General features: G+C 63.8%; 22 protein-coding genes. 15 read left to right on the top strand and 7 right to left on the bottom strand.

Annotated elements, in window-relative coordinates:
- Positions 1 to 20: 20 nt before the first annotated feature.
- The 6 genes from atpG to glmS all read left to right on the top strand — a co-directional run bounded on the left by atpG (position 21) and on the right by glmS (position 7,088).
- Positions 21 to 881, top strand: coding sequence for a F0F1 ATP synthase subunit gamma (gene atpG, locus PH586_RS10440; protein WP_271347699.1), 861 nt, complete (start codon positions 21 to 23; stop codon positions 879 to 881).
- Between the two features lie 30 nt (positions 882 to 911).
- Positions 912 to 2,288, top strand: coding sequence for a F0F1 ATP synthase subunit beta (atpD, locus tag PH586_RS10445; protein WP_271347700.1), 1,377 nt, complete (start codon positions 912 to 914; stop codon positions 2,286 to 2,288).
- Positions 2,289 to 2,330: 42 nt separating this feature from the next.
- Positions 2,331 to 2,759: a F0F1 ATP synthase subunit epsilon gene (locus PH586_RS10450; RefSeq protein WP_238040880.1), complete on the top strand. Its 429-nt coding sequence runs from the start codon at positions 2,331 to 2,333 to the stop codon at positions 2,757 to 2,759.
- Between the two features lie 96 nt (positions 2,760 to 2,855).
- Entirely contained in the window at positions 2,856 to 4,220 is a 1,365-nt protein-coding gene (gene glmU / locus PH586_RS10455; protein WP_271347701.1) for a bifunctional UDP-N-acetylglucosamine diphosphorylase/glucosamine-1-phosphate N-acetyltransferase GlmU, read from the top strand.
- Positions 4,221 to 4,400: 180 nt separating this feature from the next.
- Positions 4,401 to 5,171 carry a DeoR/GlpR family DNA-binding transcription regulator gene (locus tag PH586_RS10460; protein ID WP_271347702.1) on the top strand — a complete coding sequence of 257 codons (771 nt, stop codon included), beginning with the start codon at positions 4,401 to 4,403 and terminating at the stop codon, positions 5,169 to 5,171.
- 66 nt (positions 5,172 to 5,237) lie between these two features.
- Positions 5,238 to 7,088, top strand: coding sequence for a glutamine--fructose-6-phosphate transaminase (isomerizing) (gene glmS, locus PH586_RS10465; protein WP_271347703.1), 1,851 nt, complete (start codon positions 5,238 to 5,240; stop codon positions 7,086 to 7,088).
- A gap of 243 nt (positions 7,089 to 7,331) precedes the next feature.
- Here the strand turns inward: glmS and PH586_RS10470 are convergent, their stop codons facing one another.
- The 3 genes from PH586_RS10470 to PH586_RS10480 are packed head-to-tail and all read right to left on the bottom strand — an operon-like array spanning position 7,332 to position 10,751.
- Positions 7,332 to 8,072 carry a c-type cytochrome gene (locus PH586_RS10470; protein WP_271347704.1) on the bottom strand — a complete coding sequence of 247 codons (741 nt, stop codon included), beginning with the start codon at positions 8,070 to 8,072 and terminating at the stop codon, positions 7,332 to 7,334.
- A gap of 9 nt (positions 8,073 to 8,081) precedes the next feature.
- Positions 8,082 to 9,005 carry a copper resistance protein B gene (locus tag PH586_RS10475; RefSeq protein WP_271347705.1) on the bottom strand — a complete coding sequence of 308 codons (924 nt, stop codon included), beginning with the start codon at positions 9,003 to 9,005 and terminating at the stop codon, positions 8,082 to 8,084.
- 12 nt (positions 9,006 to 9,017) lie between these two features.
- Entirely contained in the window at positions 9,018 to 10,751 is a 1,734-nt protein-coding gene (locus tag PH586_RS10480; protein WP_271347706.1) for a copper resistance system multicopper oxidase, read from the bottom strand.
- A gap of 599 nt (positions 10,752 to 11,350) precedes the next feature.
- Between PH586_RS10480 and bufA2 (PH586_RS10485) the strand changes: the two genes are divergently transcribed.
- On the top strand, positions 11,351 to 11,611 hold the full coding sequence (gene bufA2, locus PH586_RS10485) for a BufA2 family periplasmic bufferin-type metallophore (RefSeq protein ID WP_271347707.1): 261 nt from the start codon (positions 11,351 to 11,353) through the stop codon (positions 11,609 to 11,611).
- 78 nt (positions 11,612 to 11,689) lie between these two features.
- Here bufA2 (PH586_RS10485) and PH586_RS10490 read toward each other — a convergent pair whose 3' ends face one another.
- The 3 genes from PH586_RS10490 to PH586_RS10500 form a co-directional block, all read right to left on the bottom strand.
- Entirely contained in the window at positions 11,690 to 12,253 is a 564-nt protein-coding gene (locus tag PH586_RS10490) for a carboxymuconolactone decarboxylase family protein (protein WP_271347708.1), read from the bottom strand.
- Positions 12,254 to 12,363: 110 nt separating this feature from the next.
- Positions 12,364 to 12,582, bottom strand: a complete 219-nt coding sequence (locus PH586_RS10495; protein ID WP_271347709.1) for a hypothetical protein — start codon at positions 12,580 to 12,582, stop codon at positions 12,364 to 12,366.
- Positions 12,583 to 12,647: 65 nt separating this feature from the next.
- Complete coding sequence (locus tag PH586_RS10500) at positions 12,648 to 15,005, bottom strand: heavy metal translocating P-type ATPase (protein ID WP_271347710.1); 2,358 nt, start codon at positions 15,003 to 15,005, stop codon at positions 12,648 to 12,650.
- Positions 15,006 to 15,356: 351 nt separating this feature from the next.
- On the opposite strand from PH586_RS10500, the gene PH586_RS10505 reads away from it, so the two are divergent.
- From PH586_RS10505 to PH586_RS10535, 7 genes are all read left to right on the top strand, one after another.
- On the top strand, positions 15,357 to 16,040 hold the full coding sequence (locus PH586_RS10505) for a heavy metal response regulator transcription factor (RefSeq protein ID WP_271347711.1): 684 nt from the start codon (positions 15,357 to 15,359) through the stop codon (positions 16,038 to 16,040).
- Positions 16,037 to 17,434: a heavy metal sensor histidine kinase gene (locus PH586_RS10510; RefSeq protein WP_271347712.1), complete on the top strand. Its 1,398-nt coding sequence runs from the start codon at positions 16,037 to 16,039 to the stop codon at positions 17,432 to 17,434. The genes PH586_RS10505 and PH586_RS10510 overlap by 4 nt, the downstream gene beginning before the upstream one ends.
- A 171-nt stretch (positions 17,435 to 17,605) precedes the next feature.
- Entirely contained in the window at positions 17,606 to 17,860 is a 255-nt protein-coding gene (bufA2, locus tag PH586_RS10515) for a BufA2 family periplasmic bufferin-type metallophore (protein ID WP_271347713.1), read from the top strand.
- Positions 17,861 to 17,921: 61 nt separating this feature from the next.
- Positions 17,922 to 18,767 (top strand): MNIO family bufferin maturase, encoded by an 846-nt coding sequence (bufB, locus tag PH586_RS10520; RefSeq protein WP_271347714.1) that lies wholly within the window; start codon positions 17,922 to 17,924, stop codon positions 18,765 to 18,767.
- The gene (locus PH586_RS10525) at positions 18,758 to 19,543 is read left to right on the top strand and encodes an HvfC/BufC N-terminal domain-containing protein (RefSeq protein WP_271347715.1); all 786 of its coding nucleotides are present in this window, start codon (positions 18,758 to 18,760) and stop codon (positions 19,541 to 19,543) included. The genes bufB and PH586_RS10525 overlap by 10 nt, the downstream gene beginning before the upstream one ends.
- An 81-nt stretch (positions 19,544 to 19,624) precedes the next feature.
- The gene (gene cfaB, locus PH586_RS10530) at positions 19,625 to 20,809 is read left to right on the top strand and encodes a C17 cyclopropane fatty acid synthase CfaB (protein WP_271347716.1); all 1,185 of its coding nucleotides are present in this window, start codon (positions 19,625 to 19,627) and stop codon (positions 20,807 to 20,809) included.
- Positions 20,810 to 21,135: 326 nt separating this feature from the next.
- The gene (locus PH586_RS10535) at positions 21,136 to 21,723 is read left to right on the top strand and encodes a LysE family translocator (protein ID WP_271347717.1); all 588 of its coding nucleotides are present in this window, start codon (positions 21,136 to 21,138) and stop codon (positions 21,721 to 21,723) included.
- Here PH586_RS10535 and PH586_RS10540 read toward each other — a convergent pair whose 3' ends face one another.
- Positions 21,724 to 22,554: an AraC family transcriptional regulator gene (locus tag PH586_RS10540; RefSeq protein ID WP_271347718.1), complete on the bottom strand. Its 831-nt coding sequence runs from the start codon at positions 22,552 to 22,554 to the stop codon at positions 21,724 to 21,726. It lies immediately after the preceding gene.
- A 133-nt stretch (positions 22,555 to 22,687) separates the two neighbouring features.
- Here PH586_RS10540 and PH586_RS10545 point away from each other — a divergent pair, with 133 nt between their 5' ends.
- Positions 22,688 to 24,442, top strand: a complete 1,755-nt coding sequence (locus PH586_RS10545) for a sensor histidine kinase (RefSeq protein WP_271347719.1) — start codon at positions 22,688 to 22,690, stop codon at positions 24,440 to 24,442.
- Positions 24,443 to 24,497: the final 55 nt, after the last annotated feature.

Genomic DNA, 24,497 nt, shown 5'->3' on the forward strand with positions numbered 1-24,497 from the left:
GCTAACCCGATAGGTGTCAAATGGCAGGCGCAAAAGAGATTCGCAGCAAGATTGCGAGCATCAAAAGCACGCAAAAGATCACCAGCGCCATGGAAAAGGTAGCTGTCAGCAAGATGCGCAAGGCTCAAATGCGCATGTCTGCCAGCCGTCCTTACGCGGAGCGCATCCGCCAGGTGATTGGTCATCTGGCCAACGCCAACCCGGAATACCGTCATCCGTTCATGACCGAGCGCGAAGTAAAGCGCGTGGGTTATGTGGTGGTGAGCAGTGACCGTGGCTTGTGTGGTGGCCTCAATACCAACCTGTTCAAGACCCTGGTCAAGGACATGGTGGTAAACCGCGAACAAGGTGTAGAGATCGACCTCTGCGTGATTGGTGGCAAGGGTGCGGCTTTCTTCCGCAGCTTTGGTGGCAATGTCGTTGCTGCGATCAGCCACCTGGGCGAAGAACCGTCGATCAACGATCTGATCGGTAGCGTCAAGGTCATGCTCGATGCGTACCTCGATGGCCGCATCGACCGTTTGTCCGTGGTCTCGAACAAGTTCGTCAACACCATGACGCAACAGCCGACAGTGGAACAGTTGGTTCCCCTGGTGGCTGATTCGGATCAAAAGCTCAAGCATCACTGGGACTATCTCTATGAACCCGATGCCAAGGAGCTGCTGGACGGCTTGATGGTGCGCTACGTGGAGTCGCAGGTGTACCAGGCGGTGGTCGAGAACAACGCTGCTGAACAAGCGGCGCGGATGATCGCGATGAAGAACGCTACCGACAACGCCGGTGATCTGATCAGCGATTTGCAGCTGATCTACAACAAGGCGCGTCAGGCGGCGATCACCCAAGAGATCTCGGAAATCGTTGGCGGCGCAGCCGCGGTCTGATACCGGTTCAAATATTCAGAGGATCCAGCTATGAGTAGCGGACGTATCGTACAAATCATCGGCGCCGTGATCGACGTGGAATTCCCACGCGATCAGGTTCCGGGCATCTACGACGCCTTGAAAGTTCAAGGCGCCGAAACCACTCTGGAAGTTCAGCAGCAGCTGGGCGACGGCGTGGTTCGTACCATCGCGATGGGCTCGACCGAAGGCTTGAAGCGCGGTCTGGACGTCAGCAACACCGGCGCAGCCATTTCCGTCCCTGTCGGTAAAGCGACCCTGGGCCGGATCATGGACGTACTCGGTAACCCGATCGACGAAGCCGGTCCGATCGGCGAAGAAGAGCGCTGGGGCATTCACCGTCCTGCGCCGTCCTTCGCTGAACAAGCGGGCGGCAACGACCTGCTGGAAACCGGCATCAAGGTTATCGACCTGATCTGCCCGTTCGCCAAGGGCGGTAAAGTCGGTCTGTTCGGTGGTGCCGGTGTCGGCAAGACCGTAAACATGATGGAACTGATCCGTAACATCGCCATCGAGCACAGCGGTTATTCCGTGTTCGCCGGTGTGGGTGAGCGTACCCGTGAGGGTAACGACTTCTACCACGAGATGAAGGACTCCAACGTTCTCGACAAGGTAGCCCTGGTTTACGGTCAGATGAACGAGCCACCAGGCAACCGTCTGCGCGTAGCACTGACCGGCCTGACCATGGCCGAGAAGTTCCGTGACGAAGGTAACGACGTTCTGCTGTTCGTCGACAACATCTACCGTTACACCCTGGCCGGTACCGAAGTATCCGCTCTGCTGGGCCGTATGCCTTCCGCCGTGGGCTATCAGCCGACGCTGGCTGAGGAAATGGGTATCCTGCAGGAGCGTATTACCTCGACCAAGAACGGTTCGATCACCTCGATTCAGGCCGTTTACGTACCTGCGGATGACTTGACTGACCCGTCCCCGGCGACCACCTTCGCCCACTTGGACGCCACCGTCGTACTGTCGCGTGACATCGCTTCCCTGGGTATCTACCCAGCGGTCGACCCGCTCGACTCCACTTCGCGTCAGCTTGACCCGAACGTGATCGGTCAAGAGCACTACGACACCGCCCGTGGCGTGCAGTACGTGCTGCAGCGTTACAAGGAACTGAAGGACATCATCGCGATCCTGGGTATGGACGAGCTGTCGGAAACCGACAAGCAGTTGGTATCCCGTGCGCGTAAGATCCAGCGCTTCCTGTCGCAGCCGTTCTTCGTGGCCGAAGTCTTCACCGGTTCGCCGGGCAAGTACGTTTCCCTGAAGGACACCATCGCTGGTTTCAGCGGGATTCTGAAAGGTGATTACGATCACCTGCCGGAGCAGGCGTTCTACATGGTCGGCGGCATCGAAGAAGCCATCGAGAAAGCGAAGAAACTGTAATCACCCGTGCGCCCGGAGACGGGCGCTTTTGTGAGGCTAGATATGGCTATGACAGTCCATTGCGACATCGTCAGCGCAGAAGGCGAAATCTTCTCCGGTCTGGTCGAGATGGTGATTGCGCACGGCAACCTGGGCGATCTGGGTATCGCTCTGGGTCACGCGCCGCTGATCACCGACCTCAAGCCGGGCCCGATTCGTCTGGTCATGCCGGGTGGCGAAACCGAGGTGTATTACATCTCCGGTGGCTTTCTTGAAGTGCAGCCGAACATGGTCAAGGTTCTTGCCGACACCGTGCAGCGTGCTGCCGATCTCGACGAAGCCTCTGCTCAGGAAGCCGTCAAGGCTGCCGAGAAGGCCCTGCATGAAAAAGGCGCCGAGTTCGACTACGGCTCCGCCGCCGCTCGTCTGGCCGAGGCCGCAGCTCAGCTGCGCACCGTCCAGCAGCTGCGCAAGAAGTACGGCGGCAGCTGATACCGAGCTAGACGTTGCACTTCATCGAAAGTCAGTAAAAGGGTAGCCTTGGCTACCCTTTTTCTTTGTCCGCATTTTTTGGATCAGTGCCTGCCTATGTCTCTCGATATCGTCATCCTCGCCGCCGGCCAAGGTACGCGCATGCGCTCCGCCTTGCCGAAAGTCCTGCATCCGATCGCCGGGCAATCCATGCTCGCGCACGTCATCGACCGCGCCCGACAGCTTTCGCCTGTCGGCATCCATGTGGTGATCGGGCATGGCGCGGACCTGGTGCGCGAGCGACTGGCCGCCGATGACCTGAACTTCGTCCTGCAGGACCAACAGCTGGGCACCGGCCATGCCGTGGCCCAGGCCCTGCCGGCGCTGACTGCCGAGCGCGTGCTGATTCTCTATGGCGATGTGCCGCTGATCGAGACCGCCACCCTCGAGCGTTTGCTGGAGCAGGTCGGCGCCGAGCAACTGGCGCTGCTGACCGTCGACCTCATCGACCCGACCGGCTATGGCCGCATCGTGCGCGATGCGGCTGGCGTGGTGAAGGCGATTGTCGAGCACAAGGACGCCACGCCCGAACAACGGCAGATCTGCGAAGGCAACACCGGCATTCTCGCCGTGCCCGGCAAGTGCCTGGCCGACTGGCTCGGGCGGCTGTCCAACAGCAATGCCCAGGGCGAGTACTACCTCACCGACGTGATCGCCATGGCGGTGGCCGACGGCTTGGTCGTGGCCACCGAGCAACCACTGGATGCGATGGAAGTGCAGGGCGCCAACGATCGCCTGCAGCTGGCCGAGTTGGAGCGTCATTACCAGCAGCGTGCCGCCCGCCGCCTGATGGCCCAGGGCGTGACCCTGCGCGATCCGGCGCGTTTTGACCTGCGTGGCGAGGCGACTGTGGGACGCGACGTGCTGATCGACATCAATGTGATCCTCGAGGGCCGCGTGGTCATCGAGGATGCTGTGCAGATCGGGCCGAACTGCGTGATCAAGGACAGCACCCTGCGCCAGGGCGCCATCGTCAAGGCCAACAGTCATCTGGACGGTGCCGAACTGGGCGCGGGGGCCGACTGTGGTCCCTTCGCCCGTCTGCGGCCCGGCAGCGTGCTAGGGGCCAAGGCGCATGTGGGCAACTTCGTCGAACTGAAGAACGCCGTACTGGGCGAGGGCGCCAAGGCCGGGCACCTGAGCTACCTGGGCGATGCCGAGATCGGCGCGCGGAGCAACATCGGTGCCGGCACCATCACCTGCAACTACGACGGTGCCAACAAGTTCCAGACGGTGCTGGGTGAGGACGTGTTCATCGGCTCCAACAGTGCCCTGGTGGCGCCGGTAGCCCTGGGTGACGGCGCCACCACTGGCGCCGGCTCGGTGATTACCAGCGATGTGCCGGCTAACTGCCTCGCCGTTGGCCGCGCCAAGCAGCGCAATATCGAAGGCTGGAAGCGCCCGGTAAAGATTAAGAAGTAGGATGGTTAGCAGCGCAGCAGCGTAACCCTTCATATGGCCAGCATGGGTATCGCTGCGCGCAACCCATCCTACGATCCGCTCACGAAGGCGACGTCTGTCGCCTTGAGTGGTTTTCAGGCTTGACGGAAAAGCTTCATTAGGTTTTGATTCGCGCCATTATCTTTCGAATCGAAACTTAGCATGTCGAAACGCAACACGCCGCAACGTCGTCACCGCATCCTCGCCTTGCTCGCCGAGCAGGGCGAGGTGAGTGTGGACGAGTTGGCCAAGCATTTCGAAACCTCGGAAGTGACCATTCGCAAGGACCTCGCCGCCCTGGAAACGAACGGCCTGCTGCTGCGCCGCTATGGCGGTGCGGTGCCCCTGCCGCAGGAGCTGATCGGCGATGCCGGCCAGCCGATTTCCCCCTACAAGCAGGCCATCGCCCGCGCCGGCGTGGCGCGCATCCGCGAGCATGCGCGGATCATCATCGACAGCGGCACTACCACGGCGGCCATGATTCCCGAACTGGGCCACAAGCCGGGCCTGGTGGTGATGACCAACTCGCTGAATGTGGCGCGCGCCCTCAGCGAGCTGGAGCACGAACCGGTGCTGTTGATGACCGGCGGCACCTGGGATCCGCACTCGGAATCCTTCCAGGGCCAGGTCGCCGAGCAGGTGCTGCGCTCCTACGACTTCGACCAGCTGTTCATCGGCGCCGACGGCATTGACCTGGCGCGTGGCACCACCACCTTCAACGAGTTGCTCGGCCTGTCCCGGGTGATGGCCGAGGTGGCCCGCGAGGTGGTGGTGATGGTCGAGAGTGACAAGATCGGCCGCAAGATTCCCAATCTGGAACTGCCCTGGGGCAGCATCCATACCCTGATCACCGACGAGCGCCTCAGCGCTGAAGTGCGTGAACAGCTGACGGCGCGCGGGGTCAACCTGATCTGCGCGTCAATTGAAACGTAAGAGCCTGTTTTTAACGCGGCAAGGCCGACGCGCAGCAGACTTTGAATAGGATCTAAGGAGAAGACTATGTGTGGCATCGTAGGCGCCGTCGCCGAACGCAACATCACCGCCGTGCTGGTGGAAGGCCTGAAACGCCTGGAATACCGCGGCTATGACAGCGCCGGTGTAGCGCTGCTGAATGAACAGGGCCAGCTCGAGCGCCGCCGCCGGGTGGGCAAGGTCAGCGAACTGCAAGCCGCCCTGGTTGCTGAACCGCTGGCCGGCCGCCTGGGCATCGCCCATACCCGCTGGGCCACCCACGGTGCGCCCAGCGAGCGCAATGCCCACCCGCATTTCTCCGGGATTGATCTGGCGGTGGTGCACAACGGCATCATCGAAAACCACGAACAACTGCGTGCCCAGCTCAAGGGCCTGGGCTACGTGTTCAGCTCGGATACCGACACCGAAGTCATCGTCCACCTGCTCGAGCACAAGCTGCAGAGCCTGGGCGACCTGACCGCCGCGCTCAAGGCCGCGGTCAAGGACCTGCACGGCGCCTACGGCCTGGCGGTGATCAGCGCGCAACAGCCGGATCGCCTGCTCGCCGCGCGTAGCGGTAGCCCGCTGGTGATCGGCCTGGGCCTGGGCGAGAACTTCCTCGCCTCGGATCAACTGGCCCTGCGTCAGGTGACCGACCGTTTCATGTACCTGGAAGAAGGCGATATCGCCGAGATCCACCGCGATGGCGTGCAGATCTGGGATGTCGACGGCAATCCGGTGGTGCGCGAAAGCGTGCAGTACCACGAAGGCGCCGAAGCCGCCGACAAGGGTGAGTTCCGCCATTTCATGCTCAAGGAAATCCACGAGCAACCCAAGGTCGTGCAACGCACCCTGGAAGGTCGCCTCGGCACTCACCAGGTACTGGTCCAGGCGTTCGGCCCGCAGGCCGCCGAGCTGTTCGCCCGGGTGAAGAACGTGCAGATCGTCGCCTGCGGCACCAGCTATCACGCCGGCATGGTCGCCCGTTACTGGCTGGAAGAACTGGCCGGGATTCCCTGCCAGATCGAGGTGGCCAGCGAATTCCGCTACCGCAAGGTGGTGGTGCAACCGGACACCCTGTTCATCAGCATTTCCCAGTCAGGCGAAACCGCCGACACCCTGGCGGCGCTGCGCAACGCCAAGGCGCTGAGCCCCGAGCAGGGCGGTTACATGGCCAGCCTGGCCATCTGCAACGTCGGTATCAGCTCGCTGGTGCGCGAATCAGACCTGTGCCTGTTGACCCTGGCCGGCCCGGAAATCGGTGTGGCCTCGACCAAGGCCTTCACCACCCAGCTGGTCGCCCTGATGCTGCTCACCCTGTCCATCGGCCAGGTCCGCGGCAGCCTGGACAAACAGCTGGAAGCCAAACTGGTCGAGGAACTGCGCCGCCTGCCGACCCGCCTCGGTGAAGCCCTGGCGATGGACACGGTGGTGGAGAAGGTCTCCGAACTGTTCGCCGAGAAGCACCACGCGCTGTTCCTCGGCCGGGGCGCGCAGTACCCGGTGGCCATGGAAGGGGCGCTCAAGCTCAAGGAAATCTCCTATATCCACGCCGAAGCTTACCCGGCAGGCGAGCTCAAGCACGGCCCCCTGGCCCTGGTCGACAGTGACATGCCGGTGGTCACGGTGGCGCCGAACAACGAGCTGCTGGAGAAGCTCAAATCCAACCTGCAGGAAGTGCGCGCCCGTGGCGGCGAGTTGCTGGTGTTTGCCGATGAGCAGGCGGGTCTGCGCAACGGCGAGGGCACCCATGTGGTGAACATGCCGCATATCCACGACGCCCTGGCGCCGATTCTCTACACCATTCCGCTGCAGCTGCTGTCCTACTACGTCGCCGTGCTCAAGGGCACCGACGTCGACCAGCCGCGCAACCTGGCCAAGAGCGTGACCGTGGAATAACGCTGTGCAGTGAGCACTGGCCTGCTGCAGGGTTATCACCCTGTTGTTCATCGGCAACGATCGGCCACAGGTTGGCGGGACACTGGGCTACCACCTGTTCGCTACCGGCGCCGGTTAGGCCAATGACCGGGTAGGCCTGCCGCCGGCTGGCCTACCCGCACAGCGATGCCCGGCGGTCGCGGCAGCGAAGAGCACTTGCGCCAAGGCGGCGACACCTACTGCTCGACCCGTTAAATCACGCTTTCAACCGGCATGGACATGCTCCTTGCCGTCTGAGTGGAGGTGGCTCTTGGTCGCGGGTTTGGCGTCGTGCTGGCTGGTCTCGGGCATTGCCCCGGCGTGATGGTCGGCGGCGGCTTCATCAGGGTGGCTCATCCCGGCCATTTCGCCGGAATGGTGATCTGCGCCGGCCTGCGCGCTGTTGTGCTGACCCTCATGGTTGTGCATCTCGCTCTCGCCCCCGCCGTGCTGGTGGCCCGCGCTACTGGCTACCAGGGTCCGATACTGCTGGGCATCGAGTTCGGGCAACTTTTGCATAAAGGCGACTATGCCCCATATATAGGGGTCGGCCATGCTCTTGCCCCAGGCGGGCATGCCGCTGGCCTTGATGCCGTGCTTGATAATCCAGAAGGTCGCCGCCGGGTTGCGATCGACGCCGGCCTTGGTCAGGTTCAGCGGTGCCGGGTAGAGGCTCTGGCTCAACTCGGTAGTCGCTATACCGGGCGCCAGGTGGCAGCCGATGCACATCGAGTTGTAGTTGCCGGCCCCGGCGCGGATCAGGGCCTGGTTGTGCAGATCGGGTACCTGGATATCCCGTGAGCGCACCAGGATCGAGCGATCACGGGCCATGGCCAGGAAGGCATACACGGCAGGCGGATGGGGATCGTCGGCGCCCACGTTGACCAGGCCATAGTAGGCGCTTGCGCTGACCGCGACGCTGGCGACAATGCTGGCTGCCAGCAAGGTTTTTATTGTTCTTTTCACTTCAGGTCCTCAAAACCACAGCCGAATACCGGCGACCAAGCGCGCCTCGCTGACATTGCCGCCTTCATCGCGCGCCAGATCGGCGGTATTGCCGTAGGCGCGGTTCCAGCTCACCCCGATATAGGGGGCAAATTCTCGGCGGATTTCATAGCGCAGGCGCAGACCGATTTCACTGTTGGCCAGGCCGGAGCCCAGGCCGTGTTCAGGGTCGTTCTGGCCATAGAAATTCAGCTCTGCAGTGGGCTGCAGGATCAGTCGATTGGTCAGTAGCATGTCGTAGTCGCCTTCCAGGCGCAGGGCGCTTTGCCCTTGCTCGCCGACGAAACCGGTGGCTTCGACTTCCAGGCCGAACAGCGGCATGCCCTGGACGCCAAACGCGGCCCAGGTTTGTGCCGAGCCCGGCTTGAAGTCCTGGCGCACCCCGCCGACCAGCTCCCACCAGGGGCCGATAGCGTGGCCCCAGAGTGCCTGGAGTTCGGCATCTTCGGTTACCCCATTGGTTCGCTCGCCTTCCGAGCGCAGCCACAAACGGTCGATATCGCCGCCGATCCAGCCCGAGGCGTCCCAGCTGAGTACGCTGCCTGCATCGGCATTCTGGTATTCCAGCTTTTCGAACAGCAGGAACCCGTTGAGCGCCTTGTCGTGCATCTTATGACCGTCCAGCGCTGGGAATGCGGCGGCGCGATCGGCATCGGTCAGCAGTGGGATCGGCGTCCGGCTGGTGGCGGGTTGGGAGCTGCCGTGGTTCATCTGGCTGTGATCCATGGCCGCGTGGCTGCCGGGCTGCATTTGGCTGGGCTGCTCGGCTGGTTTGGCGCCATGGCCCATGGCCGCGTGGTCCATCGGCTCTGCAGCCATGGCCGGTCCAGCGCTGCCCAGTAGCAGTGCCAAAGCGCCACCGACCAGGAGTTTCGGCTTCATTGCTGTGCTCATTGGCAGATTCCCTTATTCATCCACGCGTACTTCACGGAACATGCCCATTTCCATGTGGAACATCAGGTGGCAATGGTAGGCCCAGCGCCCAAGGGCATCGGCGGTGACCCGGTAACTGCGTCTGGAGCCGGGCGGGATGTTGATGGTGTGCTTGCGCACCATGAAGTTGCCGTGTTCGTCCTCCAGGTCGCTCCACATGCCGTGCAGGTGGATCGGGTGGGCCATCATGCTGTCGTTGACCAGGGTGATGCGCAGGCGCTCGCCGTATGTGAGCCGCAGTGGCTCGGCATCGGAGAACTTGATGCCATCGAAGGACCAGGCGTACCTCTCCATGTGGCCGGTCAGGTGCAGTTCCAGGGTACGGCTCGGTTCGCGGCCGTCCGGGTCGGCGAAGCTGCTCCTGAGGTCGGCGTAGGTCAGGACCCGTCGACCGTTTTCGCGCAAGCCGATACCCGGATCAGCCAGCTTTGGCGTGGGCAGCATGGTTTGCATGTCGACCAGCGGGTTGTTGGTTTCAGACGCGGGGTGCGGCTGCATCTGCCCGCTCATGCCGGCCATGTCGTCCATGCCGCTCATCTGGCTGTGGTCCATGCCGGCCATGTCGTCCATGCCAGCCATCTGGCTATGGTCCATGCCCATATCGCCCATGCCGATCAGCGGGCGTGGATCGAGTTCGGGCACTGGCGCGCTCAGGCCCTCGCGCACGGCCAGGGTGCCACGGGCATAGCCGCTGCGGTCCATGGACTGGGCGAAGATGCTGTAGGCCTCGGCACCTGCCGGCTCGACTATCACGTCATAGGTTTCCGCCACCGCGATGCGCAATTCATCGACGCTGACCGATTGCACGTGCTGGCCGTCGGCGGCGACCACGGTCATCTTCAGGCCGGGGATGCGTAGGTCAAAATAGCTCATGGCCGAGCCGTTGATAAAGCGCAGGCGCAGCTTCTCGCCGGGCTGGAAGATGCCGGTCCAGTTGCCATTGGGCGCCCGGCCGTTCATCAGGTAGGTGTAGGTATAGGCACTGACGTCGGCGAGGTCGGTGGGGCTCATGTTCATCTCGGCCCACATCTTGCGATCGGCTACGGCGGCCGACCAACCTTGTTCGCTGACGTCGGCGATGAAGTCGCCGAGGGTGCGCTGGTGGAAGTTGTAGTAGTCCGATTGCTTTTTCAGCTTGGCCAAGACCCGGGCGGGGTCTTCATCGCTCCAGTCGCTCAGCATCACCACATAGTCGCGATCGTACTGGAACGGCTCCGGTTCCTTGGCGTCGATCACGATCGGGCCATAGACCCCCACCTGTTCCTGCAGCCCCGAGTGGCTGTGGTACCAGTAGGTGCCGTTCTGCTGCACCTTGAAGCGGTACTCGTACATCCCATCGGGGGCGATGCCGTGGAAACTCAGGCCGGGCACGCCATCCATGTTGGCCGGCAGGATGATGCCATGCCAGTGGATGGAGGTGTCCTGGCTCAGGCGATTCTTGACCCGCAAGGTCACCGTGTCGCCCTCGCGCCAACGTAGCAGCGGCCCAGGCAGACTGCCGTTGATGGTCATCGCGGTACGGGGCGCGCCGGTGATGTTCACCGGCGTTTCGCCAATGTAGAGTTCGAAGTCGCTGCCGCTGAGAACATTGGGCTGCCCTGGGCTGACTACCGCCCAGGCCGGAGCCCGCCAGAGACCCAGGCTCGCCAATAGACCGCCGGCGGTCAGGCCTTTGACGAAGGTTCGCCTCGAGGTTTTGCTGTGCATGGGTGTGGTCCAGTCAATCAAAAGAAATCGCTGCTGAGTAGCCAGCGCGTTGGCTGACGGCCGTGCTCGCTGCGGTGCGGAACCGGCAAACTTCAGCGAGGGTAAACTGCCATATTTCGACCTTTCGGCAGATTACATTTCTGTCAGCTTGGCTGCCCTGACGAGAGTCAACAGGCGGCATGGCGGGCCATGCGCGGCTCCGCGCTGGTCTGCGGCTGTGCAACCTGGTGCCGAGCGAGCTGCAGCTTGCTCGATCCGCGCCAAGCGGCGTTCGCCGTTGCCCTCGGCCAGGGCAGAAAGGCTCGGGCCGACGATAGCGACGCGGCTTTGCATCAGGTGCATGGGGCTGTCCTGGATAGCGTTTGGTTGCCCCGCCGATCCCTTTTGGGTTCGAGCCTCGGGTTCGAGGCAACCCTGATCTGCGTGGCCTGCCAGCTCGCTGAGGCAAAGATTACAGTTCTGTCAGCAGGCCATCTTTCGCTTGTAGGGCTTTGCCCGGGTTCTGTAAGTTCTATCTACGGAGCCTGAACAGCAGCGCTATGCAGGCTTCTCTCGGTCAGTCGTGACCTCATACCATCCCCAGCAAGAGCAATAGCCCTATGTCGACACTACCTTCTGCCGTCACCGGCGCCGCATTGGCATTGGTTGCCGCCGGCCTGTTCGCCAGTCTGCCGGCGCAAGCGGCCCAGGATACGCAAACAGCTCAAGTGCAGTGCTACGGTGTGAATGCCTGCAAAGGCCAGAACGACTGCATGACCGCCACCAATGCCTGCAAGGGTGAAGGCGCCTGCAAAGGCCAGGGTTTCAACCTGATGACCCAGGCCAAGTGCGACGAGGCGGGTGGCAAGACCGGCGAATGAGGTTGCGCAGGGAGTGCCTGCCACTCCCCTGTTCTGCAACCCTTGACGAGCAATAGCGTGGGACTCTAGCTGATCAATTCAGGGGGTATTCGCCGGAGCCGGCGGGAGCTTGCACAAGCCCTGGGCGGGCACATCGAGCGCACTATTGAATTTGCTCGATAAGTTCTGGAAGGCAATCAGCCCGGTCAGCTCAACGATGCCGTCCTCGTCGAAGAAGCGGCTTAATTTCCCCATCAATTCATCGGTGACCCGGCGCTCCGAGTAGGTGATGGCCTCCGCGTACTCCAGCACCGCCTGCTCTGTTGGGTCAAATAACGCGCTATCGCGCCACTGTGAGAGGCTCTCGACTTTCGCCATGGAACCGGTGCGCTTGGCGAGCGTGGCCGAGTTGATATCCACGCAGAATTCGCACTGATTGATTTGCGCTACCCGCACCGTCACCAGTGAGCGCAAAACGGGGCTCGGCGGCGACCCCTTTCTGTCCAGCACGCCATACAGAACAGCCACTGCCGCGAACAGTTTCGGCACCCGTGCCCAGAGCAAGCCAGGTTGCAGGATGGCGCCGTATTTTCTTCGCTGGTTCCAGAAGAAGGGCCGTAACCACCAGGGATAGTCACGGATTGCTCGCGCCGAAATTCTCATCGTCCCTCCTCGCATGCACAGGCTCACGGCTCAGTGCTTTTGGCCAATTCGATCAGGCCCTGGGCAACAGGGGCCTGACCTGCAGCGCCTGGCACAACTGATCCGAGTGACTACTCATCGGCGGGTGTTGTGCGGCTCCTCTCTGCCGGCCAACTGGAAAACGCCAGAAAATACAGCAGAACAAAGTTGACGATGGGCACAACCATCAACAGCCCCAGCCACTGCGAATAGCCAGCCTTTTTAAAGATCAAACAAAACGGCAGGGTGATCAGTACCAAGAACAGCAACATCATCACCGGCCCAAATGGCCATATCGAGGGGTCATGCATCAAAGGACGTCTCCAGGTTATTGATGAATTCAGCGGCACGCTGCATGTCGAGCTGTGCCGCCCGTTCAGTCGATGACCACCCGGCGCAGGCGCAGGGCGTTGAACACCACCGAGGCGGAGCTCACGCTCATGGCCAGCGCTGCGATCATCGGTGACAGCAGATGGCCGGTCAGCGGGTACAACAGCCCCGCTGCCAGCGGTATGCCCATGGCGTTGTAGAGCAAGGCGAAGCCGAGGTTCTGGCGCATGTTCTTCACCGTGGCCACGGACAAGCTGCGCGCGCGCAGGATGCCCATCAGGTCGCCTTTGACCAGGGTCACCTGGGCGCTGCTCATCGCCACGTCGGTCCCGGTGCCCATGGCGATGCCGACTTCCGCACGGGCCAGGGCCGGGGCGTCGTTGATGCCATCGCCGGCCATTGCCACCCGTCGGCCCTGACCTTGCAGGTCCGCCACCAGCCGTTCCTTGTCCTGCGGCTTGACCTCGCCATGCACCTCTTCGATACCCAGCTGCCTGGCCACCGCCCGCGCCGTGGTCAGGCCGTCACCGGTGGCCATGATCACGGTCACGCCCTCGGCTTGCAGTTTGTTCACCGCCTCCCTGGAAGTGGCCTTGATCGGGTCCGACACTGCCAGCAAGCCGGCCAGCCCGCCATCCGCCGCCAGGTAGACGATGCTGATGGCGTCGGCGCGCAGCTGTTCGGCGCGTTTGTGCAAGGCGCTGAGGTCGACGCCAGCGTCTTCCATCAAGGCGCTATTGCCCAACTGGATCTGCCTGCCCTCGATCTGCCCGCGCACGCCGATCCCCGAACCGGATTCGAACTGCTCCGGCGTGGCCAGCTCCAGCCCTTCGGCTCGGGCGTGTTCGACGATTGCGTGGGCCAATGGATGCTCGCTGCCCTGGTCGAGGCTGGCGGCCAGGCGCAGCACTTCATTGGGCTCGACCTGCTGGGTGCCTTCGACGCTATGGAATACCGGCCGTCCCTCGGTCAGGGTGCCGGTCTTGTCGACGATCAGGGTATCGATCTTGCGCAGATTTTCGATCGCGCTGGCATCGCGGAACAGCACCCCATTGCTGGCGCCCATGCCGGTGGAAACCATGATCGACATCGGGGTGGCCAGGCCCAGCGCGCAGGGGCAGGCGATGATCAACACCGCCACTGCATTGATCAGGCCGAATACCCAGCTGGGCTCCGGGCCAAACAGCCCCCAGCCGAACAACGTCAGCAGCGCGATGCTGATGACGCCGACCACGAAATAACCGGCAATGGTATCCGCCATGCGCTGCATCGGCGCTTTCGAGCGCTGGGCGCGGGCCACCATCTGCACGATCTGCGCGAGGGTGGTGTCGCCGCCCACCTTCTGTGCCTCCATCACCAGGCTGCCGTTGGCATTCAGGGTGGCGCCGATCAGCGCGTCGCCGGGTTGCTTCAGCACCGGCACGGGTTCGCCGGTCAGCATCGACTCGTCGACGCTGCTTTCACCCTCCAGCACCTTGCCGTCGGCCGGCACCTTCTCGCCGGGACGCACCCGCAGGTGATCACCCAGTTGCACATCGTCCAGGGCAACATCTTCTTCCTGGCCATCCGGATTGATCCGGCGCGCGGTCTTCGGCGCCAGGCCGAGCAGCGACTTGATCGCCGCCGAGGCCTGCGAGCGGGCCTTGAGTTCGAGCACCTGACCCAGCAGGGTCAGGGAGATGATCACCGCGGAAGCCTCGAAGTAGACGCCGATGCGCCCGTCCTGCATGAAGTTCAGCGGGAACAGTTGCGGAGCCAGGGTGGCGGCGACGCTGTACAGGTAGGCCGCGCTGGTGCCGAGGCCGATCAGGGTCCACATGTTCGGGCTGCGCTGGCGCAGCGAAGCGACCCCACGGACGAAGAAGGGCCAGCCGGCCCAGAGGGTTACCGGGCTGGCGAGGGCCAGTTCGACCCAGTTCTGGGTACTGCCGTGAAACAACGGCAGCGCGTGCCCGGCCATGGCCAAGGTGGTCACCATGATCGTCAGCGGCAGGGTCCACCAGAAGCGCCGGGTGAAATCCTTCAGCTCGGGATTTTCCTCTTCATCGAGCTGCGCCATCACCGGTTCCAGGGCCATGCCGCAGATCGGGCACGCCCCGGGACCTGGTCGACGGATCTCGGGGTGCATGGGGCAGGTGTACTCGCTGGCTGCGGTCGGCTCAGGCGCCTGCTCGGTCTGCTCGGCGGCGTGCTGCGGGTCCAGGTAACGGGTTGGCTCGGCGTGAAACCTGTCCTGGCATTTCTGACTGCAAAACCTGTACGTCTCGCCCTGGTACTGCTCGCTGTACGCGCTGTCGGGCTTGACCGGCATGCCGCACACCGGGTCCTCCCGACTGCCAGGTGCAGTTGGCCGACCCGCCGGGTGCGGGTGGTTAGGCTCATGCTGGTGCGCAGAGGAAGACATGAGGTACTTCCTTATCTGGTCAACTTCACGCTGCTACTGTCCCTCAGCCTAGAGAACCCGCACTGGCGCAGGCTTGATGCCAATCAAGCCAAGGTCAGTTCGCATCCAATCACTATCGCTGCTGGTGATTGAACAGCTGGGTGCCAGGGAGGCGCCACTGGGGCAAGGGCGCGATGAACGCAAGTCCATTGATGTGGGCGGCGAGCACCAGGCTCATCCCCTACTCGTGGTTGGAGTCTGGACGGCGCCAGCTGACAGGCCGCTGCAGCGAACATTACATTTCTGTCAGCGGCTGGTTGCGCTGATGGATTAGCGGCACACTCAGGGCGCTCGCCACCTGGGAAACAGCGCATGAAGATTCTGGTCGCCGAAGACGAAGCTAAAACCGGCACCTACTTGCAACAGGGGCTCAGTGAGGCTGGCTTCATCGTGGACCGGGTGATGACCGGCAGCGATGCCCTGCACCAGGCCCTCGGTGAAACCTACGACCTGCTGATCCTCGACGTGATGATGCCGGGCCTGGACGGTTGGGAAGTGCTGCGCCGGCTGCGTGCTGCTGGCAAGGAGCTGCCCGTGCTGTTCCTCACCGCGCGGGATCGGGTCGAGGATCGGGTCAAGGGCCTGGAGCTGGGCGCGGATGACTACCTGATCAAGCCGTTTGCCTTTGCCGAACTGCTGGCCCGGGTCAGAACCCTGCTGCGCCGCGGCACTGGCGCGCCGACCCAATCGAGCCTGACGATTGCCGACCTGGAAGTCGATCTGCTCAAGCATCGGGCCCTGCGCGGTGGCCAGCGCATCGATCTGACCGCCAAGGAGTTTGCCCTGCTGGAACTGCTGCTACGACGTCGCGGCGAGGTGCTGCCCAAGTCGCTGATCGCCTCGCAGGTCTGGGACATGAATTTCGACAGTGATACCAACGTCATCGAGGTGGCAATCCGGCGTTTGCGGGCGAAGATCGATGACGATTTCCCGGTGAAGCTGATCCAGACCGTGCGCGGCATGGGCTACAAGCTCGAGGTGCCGCAAGCACAATGAATCGACTGTCCCTGACCGCCCGCCTGAGCCTGATGTTCATGCTGGCCGTGGCGGCGGTGCTGAGCGTCGCGGCGCTGAGTTTCAATCGGCTCAGCCAGCACCACTTCGAGATGCTGGATCGACAGATCCTGGTGGAAAAGCTCGAGTCTGCCCGGGCCATACTTGCCGACCCGACCGGGACAACGAGTTTCGAGCAACTGCATGTCTTGCTCGGCGCACACCGTGATCTGTCGGCCATCCTCCTCGCGGCCGACGGCCACCAGCTGTTCGCCGAGCCACCGGCGGTCAGCATCCCGCAGCAGTTTGCGGGCTACCCCGAGAGCGCCTTGTGGCAGTGGCGGAGCCAGACCCAGAGGTACCGGGGGATCACCGCTCAGCTGGCTGCGCCAGGCCGGTCTGGGCCGGTTACGCTGATGTTGGCACTCGATGTCACCCATCACCTGTCGTTCTTCGAAACCTTGCAGCGCTGGTTCTGGATTGGTCTGGCCGGCAGCGCCCTGGTCAGTGCGGGGCTGGGCTGGGTCGTTGCCCGTAGCGGCCTGCGGCCCTTGCGCCAGGTCACCCAGCTGGCCACTTCGGTGTCGGTCGAGTCGCTCAAGGGACGCATCCCCCTGACGTCTGTGCCCCTGGAGCTGCAGCAGTTGGTGATCTCGTTCAATGCCATGCTGGGCCGGCTGGATGAAGCCTTCGTGCGACTCTCCAGCTTCTCTGCCGACATCGCCCACGAGCTGAGGACGCCGCTCAGCAGCCTGATGACCCACACCGAGGTGATTCTCAGCCGCAAGCGTGACGTCGACGCCTATGAGGAGAATCTCCATTCGAACCTGGAAGACCTCAAGCGCATGGCGCGGATGATCGATGACATGCTGTTTCTGGCCAAGGCGGACAATGGCCTGATCATCCCCGAGCAGCAGCACATTGCGCTCGAGGCGGTGGTGGCCAAGTTGTTCGAGTACTACCAGTTGCTGGCCGAGGACCGTGGGGTCGAACTCAAGTTGGCAGGTCACGGCAGCATCCGTGGCGACCTGCTGATGTTGCATCGGGCGATCTCCAACCTGTTGTCCAATGCACTGCGTTATACCCCCGCAGGAGCGACCATATTGGTGACCATCAGCGAGGCTGCTGGCACCACCCACCTGAGCGTGGAAAACCCCGGGCAGGGCATTCCGGCCGACCACCTTGAACGGCTGTTTGATCGCTTCTACCGCGCCGATCCTGCACGCCAGGAAGGCAACCGCAGCAATGCCGGCCTGGGCCTGGCGATCACGCGCTCGATAGTCGCGGCCCATCAGGGCAGTATCTGCTGCAGCTCTGTGGATGGCCGGACAGTTTTCCACATGCAGTTCCCCCAATCCGGGCAGCCCCGGGCGACTGAGTGGGCAAGGCCCGCTTAGGCCCGGAGTGGCAACCTGGGCGATTGCCGTGACGGCACCGGGAGTGCTGGCTGAGTCGCGCAAAACTTCTCGGCGCGCTTGTAACGCCTGGCGCCGAGCGCGCTCTAGTTGTATGTCGGCCTTGAACACTCCTGTTTGACCGACCCAACCAGACTATCCGAGGATGCACCCATGACTACCAAGACTGCTGCTACTGGCGCTGCCCTGGCCTTCGCCGCCGCTACCCTGTTCGCTGGCCTGACCAGCACCCTGGTCGCGGCTGAAGAAGCCATGGTTCACTGTTACGGCGTCAACGCCTGCAAAGGTCAGAACGATTGCAAGACCGCCAGCAACGCCTGCAAAGGCCAGGGTTCCTGCAAGGGCCAAGGCTTCAAGAGCATGACCCTGGCCGAGTGCAATGCGGCCAAGGGTACTGTTGGCGAGTAACGCCCTGTGGAGTGGTCGGCGTACGGCCACTCCGGTTCACCCCATGGCCAAGGAGCCCGGCATGTCCATCGAATCACCCAGCCTGGGCTATGGCCTGGGCCTGCGTACCCCCTATTACCAGGAGATTCTCGAGCAGCGACCCAACGTCGACTGGTTCGAGGTGATCTCGGAAAATTACCTGGTCGAGGGCGGCAAGCCGCTCTACTACCTGGACGCCATCGGTGAACACTACCCGCTGGTGATGCATGGCGTGTCGCTGTCGATCGGCGGCCCCCATGAACTGGATCGTGACTACCTGCGCCGCCTCAAGCAGCTGGCGGCGCGGGTGCAGCCGCAGTGGATCTCCGATCACCTGTGCTGGAGCCGTGGCAATGCCCACCAGTTGCACGACCTGCTGCCACTGCCGTTCACCGAAGAGAGCCTGCAGCACGTCGCCACGCGGGTGCGTCAGGTGCAGGACGTGATCGAACGGCCGCTGGTGCTGGAGAACGTCTCCAGCTACCTGCGCAGTGCCGACGATCAGTTCACTGAATGGCAGTTCCTCGCCGCGCTCAGTGAACTCAGCGGCTGCGAGTTGCTGCTCGACGTCAACAATGTCTATGTCAGTGCGCGCAACCATGGTTTCGAACCCTGGGACTTCATCAGCGGGCTGCCCAAGCAGCGGGTCCGCCAACTGCATCTGGCCGGGCACAGCGATTACGGCAGCTACCTGATCGACACCCATGATCAGCCGGTCAGCGATCCGGTCTGGCAGCTCTATCAGCGGACTTTGCGTCACCTGGGGCCGGTCTCGACGCTGCTCGAGCGGGACGACCACTACCCGCCATTTGCGGAGTTGCTCGGCGAGCTCGACCAGGCCCGCGCCTATGCCGCCGTGGCCCTGGAGGGAGTGCCGACATGCGCCTGAACGACTGGCAGCGTGAACTCGAGAGCTACCTGCTCGGCAGCGACCCGAGCGCCAAGCCGGCGTTGCGCGCCAGCCTGCTCGGCAGCCTGGCACTGAGCGCCGAGGATGGCCTGGCGATTTACCACAACGCCTACCGCGCGCGTCTGCTCGACGCCTTGCGCGGCGATTACCCGGCCGTGCACGGCTGGCTCGGCGACGTCGAGTTCGATGCCTTGGCCGGCGCCTATATCGATGCGCACCCCTCGCAGCACTTCAGCCTGCGCTGGCTGGGCGCCGAGTTGGCCAGCTTCATCGACACCTACCTGGTGCCCGAGCAGGCGATCCCGCTTGGCGAGCTGGCGCGGCTGGAGTGGGCGTTCAGCCTGGCTTTCGACGCGGCCGCCGGTGAGCCGCTGAGCATGGCGCAGATGGCCAGTCTACCGGCCGAGGACTGGCCGGCCCTGCAGGTGCGCCTGCTGCCCAGCGTGCAATGGCAGGTCTGCCGATACAACAGCCTGGCGCTCTGGCGCGCGTGCAAGGCGCAGAGCGAGTTCCCCGGTAGCCAGACGCTGGAGCAACCCCTGGTCTGCCTGATCTGGCGGCACGGCCTGGTCAGCCACTACCGCAGCCTGGAGCCCAACGAAGCCGCGGCCTTGCACGGCATGGCCGTGGCCGGCTGGAGTTTCGCCGAACTCTGCGCGCAGTTGCACGAACTGGGTGAGGGCGCGCCGCTGCAAGCCGCCACCTGGCTGCGCCAATGGCTGAGCGACGGCCTGTTGCAGCGACATGGCGGATAGCCATCTTTTATGCAGCCAATAGCCTGACAAGCGATCCAGCTGAACTAATCTATGGTTGATTGGTGAAAGATGGAGGTTGCCATGCTCGCCTACCTGCCTCCGGCCCTGCGTGATCTGCAACTGCCGTTGCGGCTGCGCTTGTGGGACGGCAAACAGATCGATCTCGGCCCCGAGCCACGGGTCACCATGGTGGTGAAAGACCCGAGCCTGGTGGCGCAGCTGGCCCATCCGAGCCTGGCTGCTTTGGGTGGCGCCTATGTCGAAGGACGTTTGGAGCTGGAGGGGCCGATCAGCGCGGTGATCGAACTCGGTGATGCCCTCAGTCAGGCGCTGATCGACGATGAGCCGGTTGCCGAGTCGCAGCGCAGCGCCCACGACAAGGCCACCGATGCGGCGGCCATCAGCTACCACTACGACCTGTCCAACGACTTCTATGCGCTCTGGCTGGACCGCGAGATGGTCTACTCCTGCGCCTATTTCGAGACCGGCAGCGAAGACCTCGAGCAGGCCCAGCAGGCCAAGCTGCGCCACCTGTGCCGCAAGCTGCGCCTGCAGCCGGGCGAGCGCCTGCTCGATGTCGGCTGCGGTTGGGGCGGGCTGGCGCGCTTCGCCGCCCGCGAGTTCGGCGTCGAGGTGCATGGCATCACCCTCAGCCACGCGCAGCTGCAACTGGCCCGGCAGCGGGTCGCGGACGAGGGGCTGGCGTCGCAGGTGCAGCTGGAACTGCTGGACTATCGCGACCTGCCGCAGGACGGCCGCTTCGACAAGGTGGTCAGCGTCGGCATGTTCGAGCATGTCGGCCACGCCAACCTGCCGCTCTACTGCCAGCGGCTGTTCGGCGCGGTGAAGAGCGGCGGCCTGGTGATGAACCATGGCATCACCGCCAAATACACCGACGGCCGGCCAGTGGCGCGCGGTGGCGGCGAGTTCATCGGCCGCTACGTGTTCCCCGAAGGCGAGCTGCCGCACTTGGCGACCATGACCCGCGAACTCAGCGATGCCGGCCTGGAAGTGGTCGACGTGGAAAACCTGCGCCTGCATTACGCGCGCACCCTGGAACACTGGAGTGCACGCCTGGAAACGCAACTGGAGCAGGCCGCGCAGCTGGTGCCCGAGCAGGCCCTGCGCATCTGGCGGCTGTACCTGGCCGGTTGCGCCTACGGTTTCGCCCGTGGCTGGATGAGCCTGCACCAGATCCTCGCGGTCAAGCCGCACGCCGATGGCAGTCACGACCTGCCCTGGACCCGCGCCGACCTGTATCGCTGAACCTGACGAAGGAGCGCCGCCCCCATCGCAGCTGCAGCAGGCCTACGGAGAATGCGCGGTCTGCTGCTCTTGTAGGATGGCGCGGGCCGCGTAGGATTGAGCGCAGCGATACCCACCGGCCGGTTTATGCCTGTACCCGCTGGCAGGGCGAATATCGATGATGGGTTACGGCGCATTTGTTCTGCCGCCAGCAGGTCAATTTGCGGGCGCCTAACCCGCGCGGTCCCCCTCATCCTAGCCGCCTGCCAGGGGCAGTTTCCTTCAATACCACGCGTTGCCCGCCTGTCAGTCTTCGCCTTCTCTCTGGCGATGCGGGCAGCTACGCGATGACTCTTCTGCTTTCCATGGCGGCCTTTGCCCTGGCTTCCTCGATTTCCCCTGGCCCGGTCAACCTGGTGGCGCTCAGCTCCGCCGCCCGCTATGGCCTGCGCGCCGGCCTGCGGCATGTGACCGGCGCGACCCTGGGCTTCACCCTGTTATTGCTGGCCATGGGCCTGGGGCTGCATCGCCTGTTGCAGCAATGGCCGCTGCTGGCGACGCTGATTCGCTGGGCCGGCGTGGCCTTCCTGCTCTACATGGCCTATGGCCTGGCGCGTGACGATGGCCGGCTGGATGGCGGCAAGGTGCAACAGCCACCCACCCTGCTCACCGGCGCGGTGATGCAGTGGCTCAATCCCAAGGCCTGGCTGGCGGCCCTGGCCGGCATGGGCGCCTATGCGGCGGACGGCGAACTGGCCGTGGTTGGGCAGTTCGCCGCGCTGTATTTCGTCATCTGCTACCTGTCCCTGGCCTGCTGGGCCTATGCCGGTGCGTTCCTGCGCCAGTACCTGGAGCAACCGCGGCGCCTGCGCCTGTTCAATCGCGCCTTGGCCTTGCTGCTGGTAGCGTCTGCGCTCTACCTGCTGTGGCCCTGATCAGGCCGAACGGCGGTATTGGCCGGGGGTGGCGGCGAGCAGCTGCTTGAAGGTGCGCTGCAAATGCGCCTGGTCGGCGAAACCGGCCGCCAGGGCCACCTCGGCAATCTCGCCGCCCTGTCGCAGTCTGGCCTGGGCGTATTGGATGCGGCTGTTGACCAGGTAGGCGTGGGGCGTCATGCCATAGCCGCGGCGGAAGCTGCGGCTCAGGTAGGAAGGGGAGAGCCCGGCTGCCGCGCAGATGTCTTCCAGCTTCAACGCCTCGGTGCAGTGCGCGCGGATAAACTCGGCGGCCAGGTGCACGCGTGGATTGTCCTCGCGGCGGCTGCGGGGCGCCGGGGCGAGGCGGCGTTGCAGTTCGGCGAAGAACTCCAGCAGGGCACAGTGCTTGTGCAGGCCGTCGGCCTGCGGGTCGCTGAGCAGGTCAAAGAGGCGATTCAGTCCGACGTAGAGCGTCGGATCCTGGCTGAGGATGGCCGAGAAGGCGCGCAGCGGCTGGTTGCGGCTAAAGCCTGCCTGGTGCTGCAGTTCGGTCAGCCAGGCCGCGTCGACATAAAACATGCGATAGGACCAGAGCTGATCCTCCAGCGGGTTGCAGGCGTGCACGTCACCCGGGTTCATCAGCACCACGCTGCCGGCACCGATCCGTTCGTGCGCCTTCTCGTTGAGGTAGCTGCTGCGACCGTGGGTGACGGCGCCGATCGAGAAGCATTCATGGGCATGCCTGGCGTAGCACAACTGGCGCCCATCGAGCACATCGCGCGCCTCCACGAACGGCAGGGCCGGGTCGCGCCAGAAGCGTGGGGTGGTCGGCTGATTCACTGTTGCCATGTTGCCTGCCCGCCGACTGATTCAGACCAAGGGTTCGACTATAGCCGGCTGCGCCGGCGGCACAACCCTGGAGCGCCTGCAATGGGCCACGCTTTGCCTTACCATGCCGGGATTGGGTCGAGTCGAGCCGTGCATGCCTGCCTTTTTTCCGCGTTTTCGCGTCATCCTGATCGTGCTGCTGATTCTCCTCGGCCTGCTCGCCAGCATCTGGCTGGCCGGCCGTTATGCCGAGCAGCGCGCCTGGCAGGAGCGTAGCGTCGAGGCGCGTGGCCAGTTGCAACTCTATGCCCAGTCGATCCATACCTTGGTCGAGCGCTTTCGCTCGGTGCCCGAGGTGCTGGCGCTGGACAGCGATATCAAGTCGCTGCTGCATGCGCCGAACGATCGCCTGTTGCGCGAAAAACTCAATCAACGCCTGGAGCAGTTGAACGCCGCGGCCGGTTCCACCGTGCTCTACCTGCTCGACAGCCAGGGCGAGACCCTGGTAGCGAGCAACTGGCGCGACTGGAGCAGCTTCGTCGGCAACAACTACGCCTTCCGCCCCTACTTTCAGGATGCCGTGCGTCAGTCTTCCGGGCGCTATTTCGCGGTGGGGGTGACCACCGGGATTCCCGGTTATTTTCTTTCCCATGTGGTGCGCGACGATAACGGCGCGGTGCTCGGTGTGCTGGTGGTCAAGCTCGAACTGGAGGAATTGCAGCGCGAATGGGCGGGGCAGACCGGGGTGTTGCTGGTGGCCGACAGCTATTCGGTGGTGATCCTCAGCAGCCGGCCGGCCTGGCGCTTTCTCGCCCTGCAGACGTTGAGCGAACAGGCCCGCGGCGAGCTGGTGGAAGTGCGCAAGTATGCCGAACAGGCGCTGCAACCGCTGCCCAGCGAGCTGCGCCGGCGCATCGGCGAGGACAGCGAATGGCGCCGGGTCGACGGTCCGGACGGGCGCCGCGACTACCTTTGGCAGCGTCTGGCGTTGCCCGAGGAAGACTGGACCCTGCATCTGCTGGTCGAGCCGCAGGCGCTGGTCGATAGCGTGCGCAGCTACCGCCTGGCCGCCGCCGGGGTGTGGATGACCCTGGCCTTCCTGTTGCTGTACCTGGCCCAGCGGCGCAAGAACCAGCGCCTGCAGGCCGGGATTCGCGAGCGCCTGGAGCGCGAGGTGGCGCTGCGCACCGCCGAGTTGCGCGAGGCCCAGGATGGCCTGGTGCACGCGGCGAAGATGGCCGCCCTGGGGCAGATGTCGGCGGCCATGGCCCATGAAATCAACCAGCCGCTGACCGCCATGCAGATGCAGCTGGGCAGCCTGCGCCTGCTCCTCGACAGCGGTCGCCAGGCCGACGTGCACGAAGGCTTGCGCCGCATCGACGGCCTGCTGCAACGAATGGCCGGGCTCACCGGGCACCTGAAGACCTTCGCCCGCAAGAGCCCGGCCGGCCTCAGCGAACGCCTGCGCCTGGGCGATGTGCTGGCGCAGGCGCTGCAGCTGCTGGCGCCGCGCCTGCGCAGCGAACAGGTGGAGTTGCGCAGCGAAATAGATGCGAACGTGCAGGTGATGGGCGATGCAATCCGTCTCGAGCAGGTGCTGCTCAATCTGCTGAACAATGCCCTGGATGCCATGGCGGACGCCGAGCAGCGGCTGCTCACGGTGTCGATCCAGCGCCAGGGCGAGCAGTGCCTGCTGAGTATTGCGGACAGTGGCGGCGGCATTGCCGAGGACAACCTGAGCCGGGTGTTCGAGCCGTTCTTCACCACCAAGCCGGTGGGCCAGGGCTTGGGCCTGGGGCTGGCGGTGTCCTACGGCATCATCCGCGAGCTGGGCGGCAACCTGGAAGCGGGCAATGGCCCCGAGGGCGCAGTGTTTACCCTCAGGTTGCCGGCTGTGCCAGACCGCTAACCTGGCGGCCTGTCCAGCTGTAGCCGGGCAGGCCGCTAACCCGCTCAGTGGTTGT

Origin of the sequence: Pseudomonas aestuarii, from assembly GCF_027988105.1 — a bacterium.
Classification (GTDB): Bacteria; Pseudomonadota; Gammaproteobacteria; order Pseudomonadales; family Pseudomonadaceae; genus Aquipseudomonas; species Aquipseudomonas aestuarii.

Excerpts from the sequence above, each read along its gene's own strand:
- glmS (WP_271347703.1), top strand. The coding sequence starts at position 5,238 with ATGTGTGGCATCGTAGGCGCCGTCGCCGAACGCAACATCACCGCCGTG.
- PH586_RS10495 (WP_271347709.1), bottom strand. The coding sequence starts at position 12,582 with ATGCATGACCCCTCGATATGGCCATTTGGGCCGGTGATGATGTTGCTG.
- glmU (WP_271347701.1), top strand. The coding sequence starts at position 2,856 with ATGTCTCTCGATATCGTCATCCTCGCCGCCGGCCAAGGTACGCGCATG.
- atpD (WP_271347700.1), top strand. The coding sequence starts at position 912 with ATGAGTAGCGGACGTATCGTACAAATCATCGGCGCCGTGATCGACGTG.
- atpG (WP_271347699.1), top strand. The coding sequence starts at position 21 with ATGGCAGGCGCAAAAGAGATTCGCAGCAAGATTGCGAGCATCAAAAGC.
- PH586_RS10490 (WP_271347708.1), bottom strand. The coding sequence starts at position 12,253 with ATGAGAATTTCGGCGCGAGCAATCCGTGACTATCCCTGGTGGTTACGG.
- PH586_RS10540 (WP_271347718.1), bottom strand. The coding sequence starts at position 22,554 with ATGGCAACAGTGAATCAGCCGACCACCCCACGCTTCTGGCGCGACCCG.
- PH586_RS10475 (WP_271347705.1), bottom strand. The coding sequence starts at position 9,005 with ATGAGCACAGCAATGAAGCCGAAACTCCTGGTCGGTGGCGCTTTGGCA.
- PH586_RS10505 (WP_271347711.1), top strand. The coding sequence starts at position 15,357 with ATGAAGATTCTGGTCGCCGAAGACGAAGCTAAAACCGGCACCTACTTG.
- cfaB (WP_271347716.1), top strand. The coding sequence starts at position 19,625 with ATGCTCGCCTACCTGCCTCCGGCCCTGCGTGATCTGCAACTGCCGTTG.
- PH586_RS10525 (WP_271347715.1), top strand. The coding sequence starts at position 18,758 with ATGCGCCTGAACGACTGGCAGCGTGAACTCGAGAGCTACCTGCTCGGC.
- PH586_RS10535 (WP_271347717.1), top strand. The coding sequence starts at position 21,136 with ATGACTCTTCTGCTTTCCATGGCGGCCTTTGCCCTGGCTTCCTCGATT.
- bufA2 (WP_271347707.1), top strand. The coding sequence starts at position 11,351 with ATGTCGACACTACCTTCTGCCGTCACCGGCGCCGCATTGGCATTGGTT.
- PH586_RS10480 (WP_271347706.1), bottom strand. The coding sequence starts at position 10,751 with ATGCACAGCAAAACCTCGAGGCGAACCTTCGTCAAAGGCCTGACCGCC.
- PH586_RS10460 (WP_271347702.1), top strand. The coding sequence starts at position 4,401 with ATGTCGAAACGCAACACGCCGCAACGTCGTCACCGCATCCTCGCCTTG.
- PH586_RS10545 (WP_271347719.1), top strand. The coding sequence starts at position 22,688 with ATGCCTGCCTTTTTTCCGCGTTTTCGCGTCATCCTGATCGTGCTGCTG.
- PH586_RS10450 (WP_238040880.1), top strand. The coding sequence starts at position 2,331 with ATGGCTATGACAGTCCATTGCGACATCGTCAGCGCAGAAGGCGAAATC.
- PH586_RS10510 (WP_271347712.1), top strand. The coding sequence starts at position 16,037 with ATGAATCGACTGTCCCTGACCGCCCGCCTGAGCCTGATGTTCATGCTG.
- bufA2 (WP_271347713.1), top strand. The coding sequence starts at position 17,606 with ATGACTACCAAGACTGCTGCTACTGGCGCTGCCCTGGCCTTCGCCGCC.
- PH586_RS10500 (WP_271347710.1), bottom strand. The coding sequence starts at position 15,005 with ATGTCTTCCTCTGCGCACCAGCATGAGCCTAACCACCCGCACCCGGCG.
- bufB (WP_271347714.1), top strand. The coding sequence starts at position 17,922 with ATGTCCATCGAATCACCCAGCCTGGGCTATGGCCTGGGCCTGCGTACC.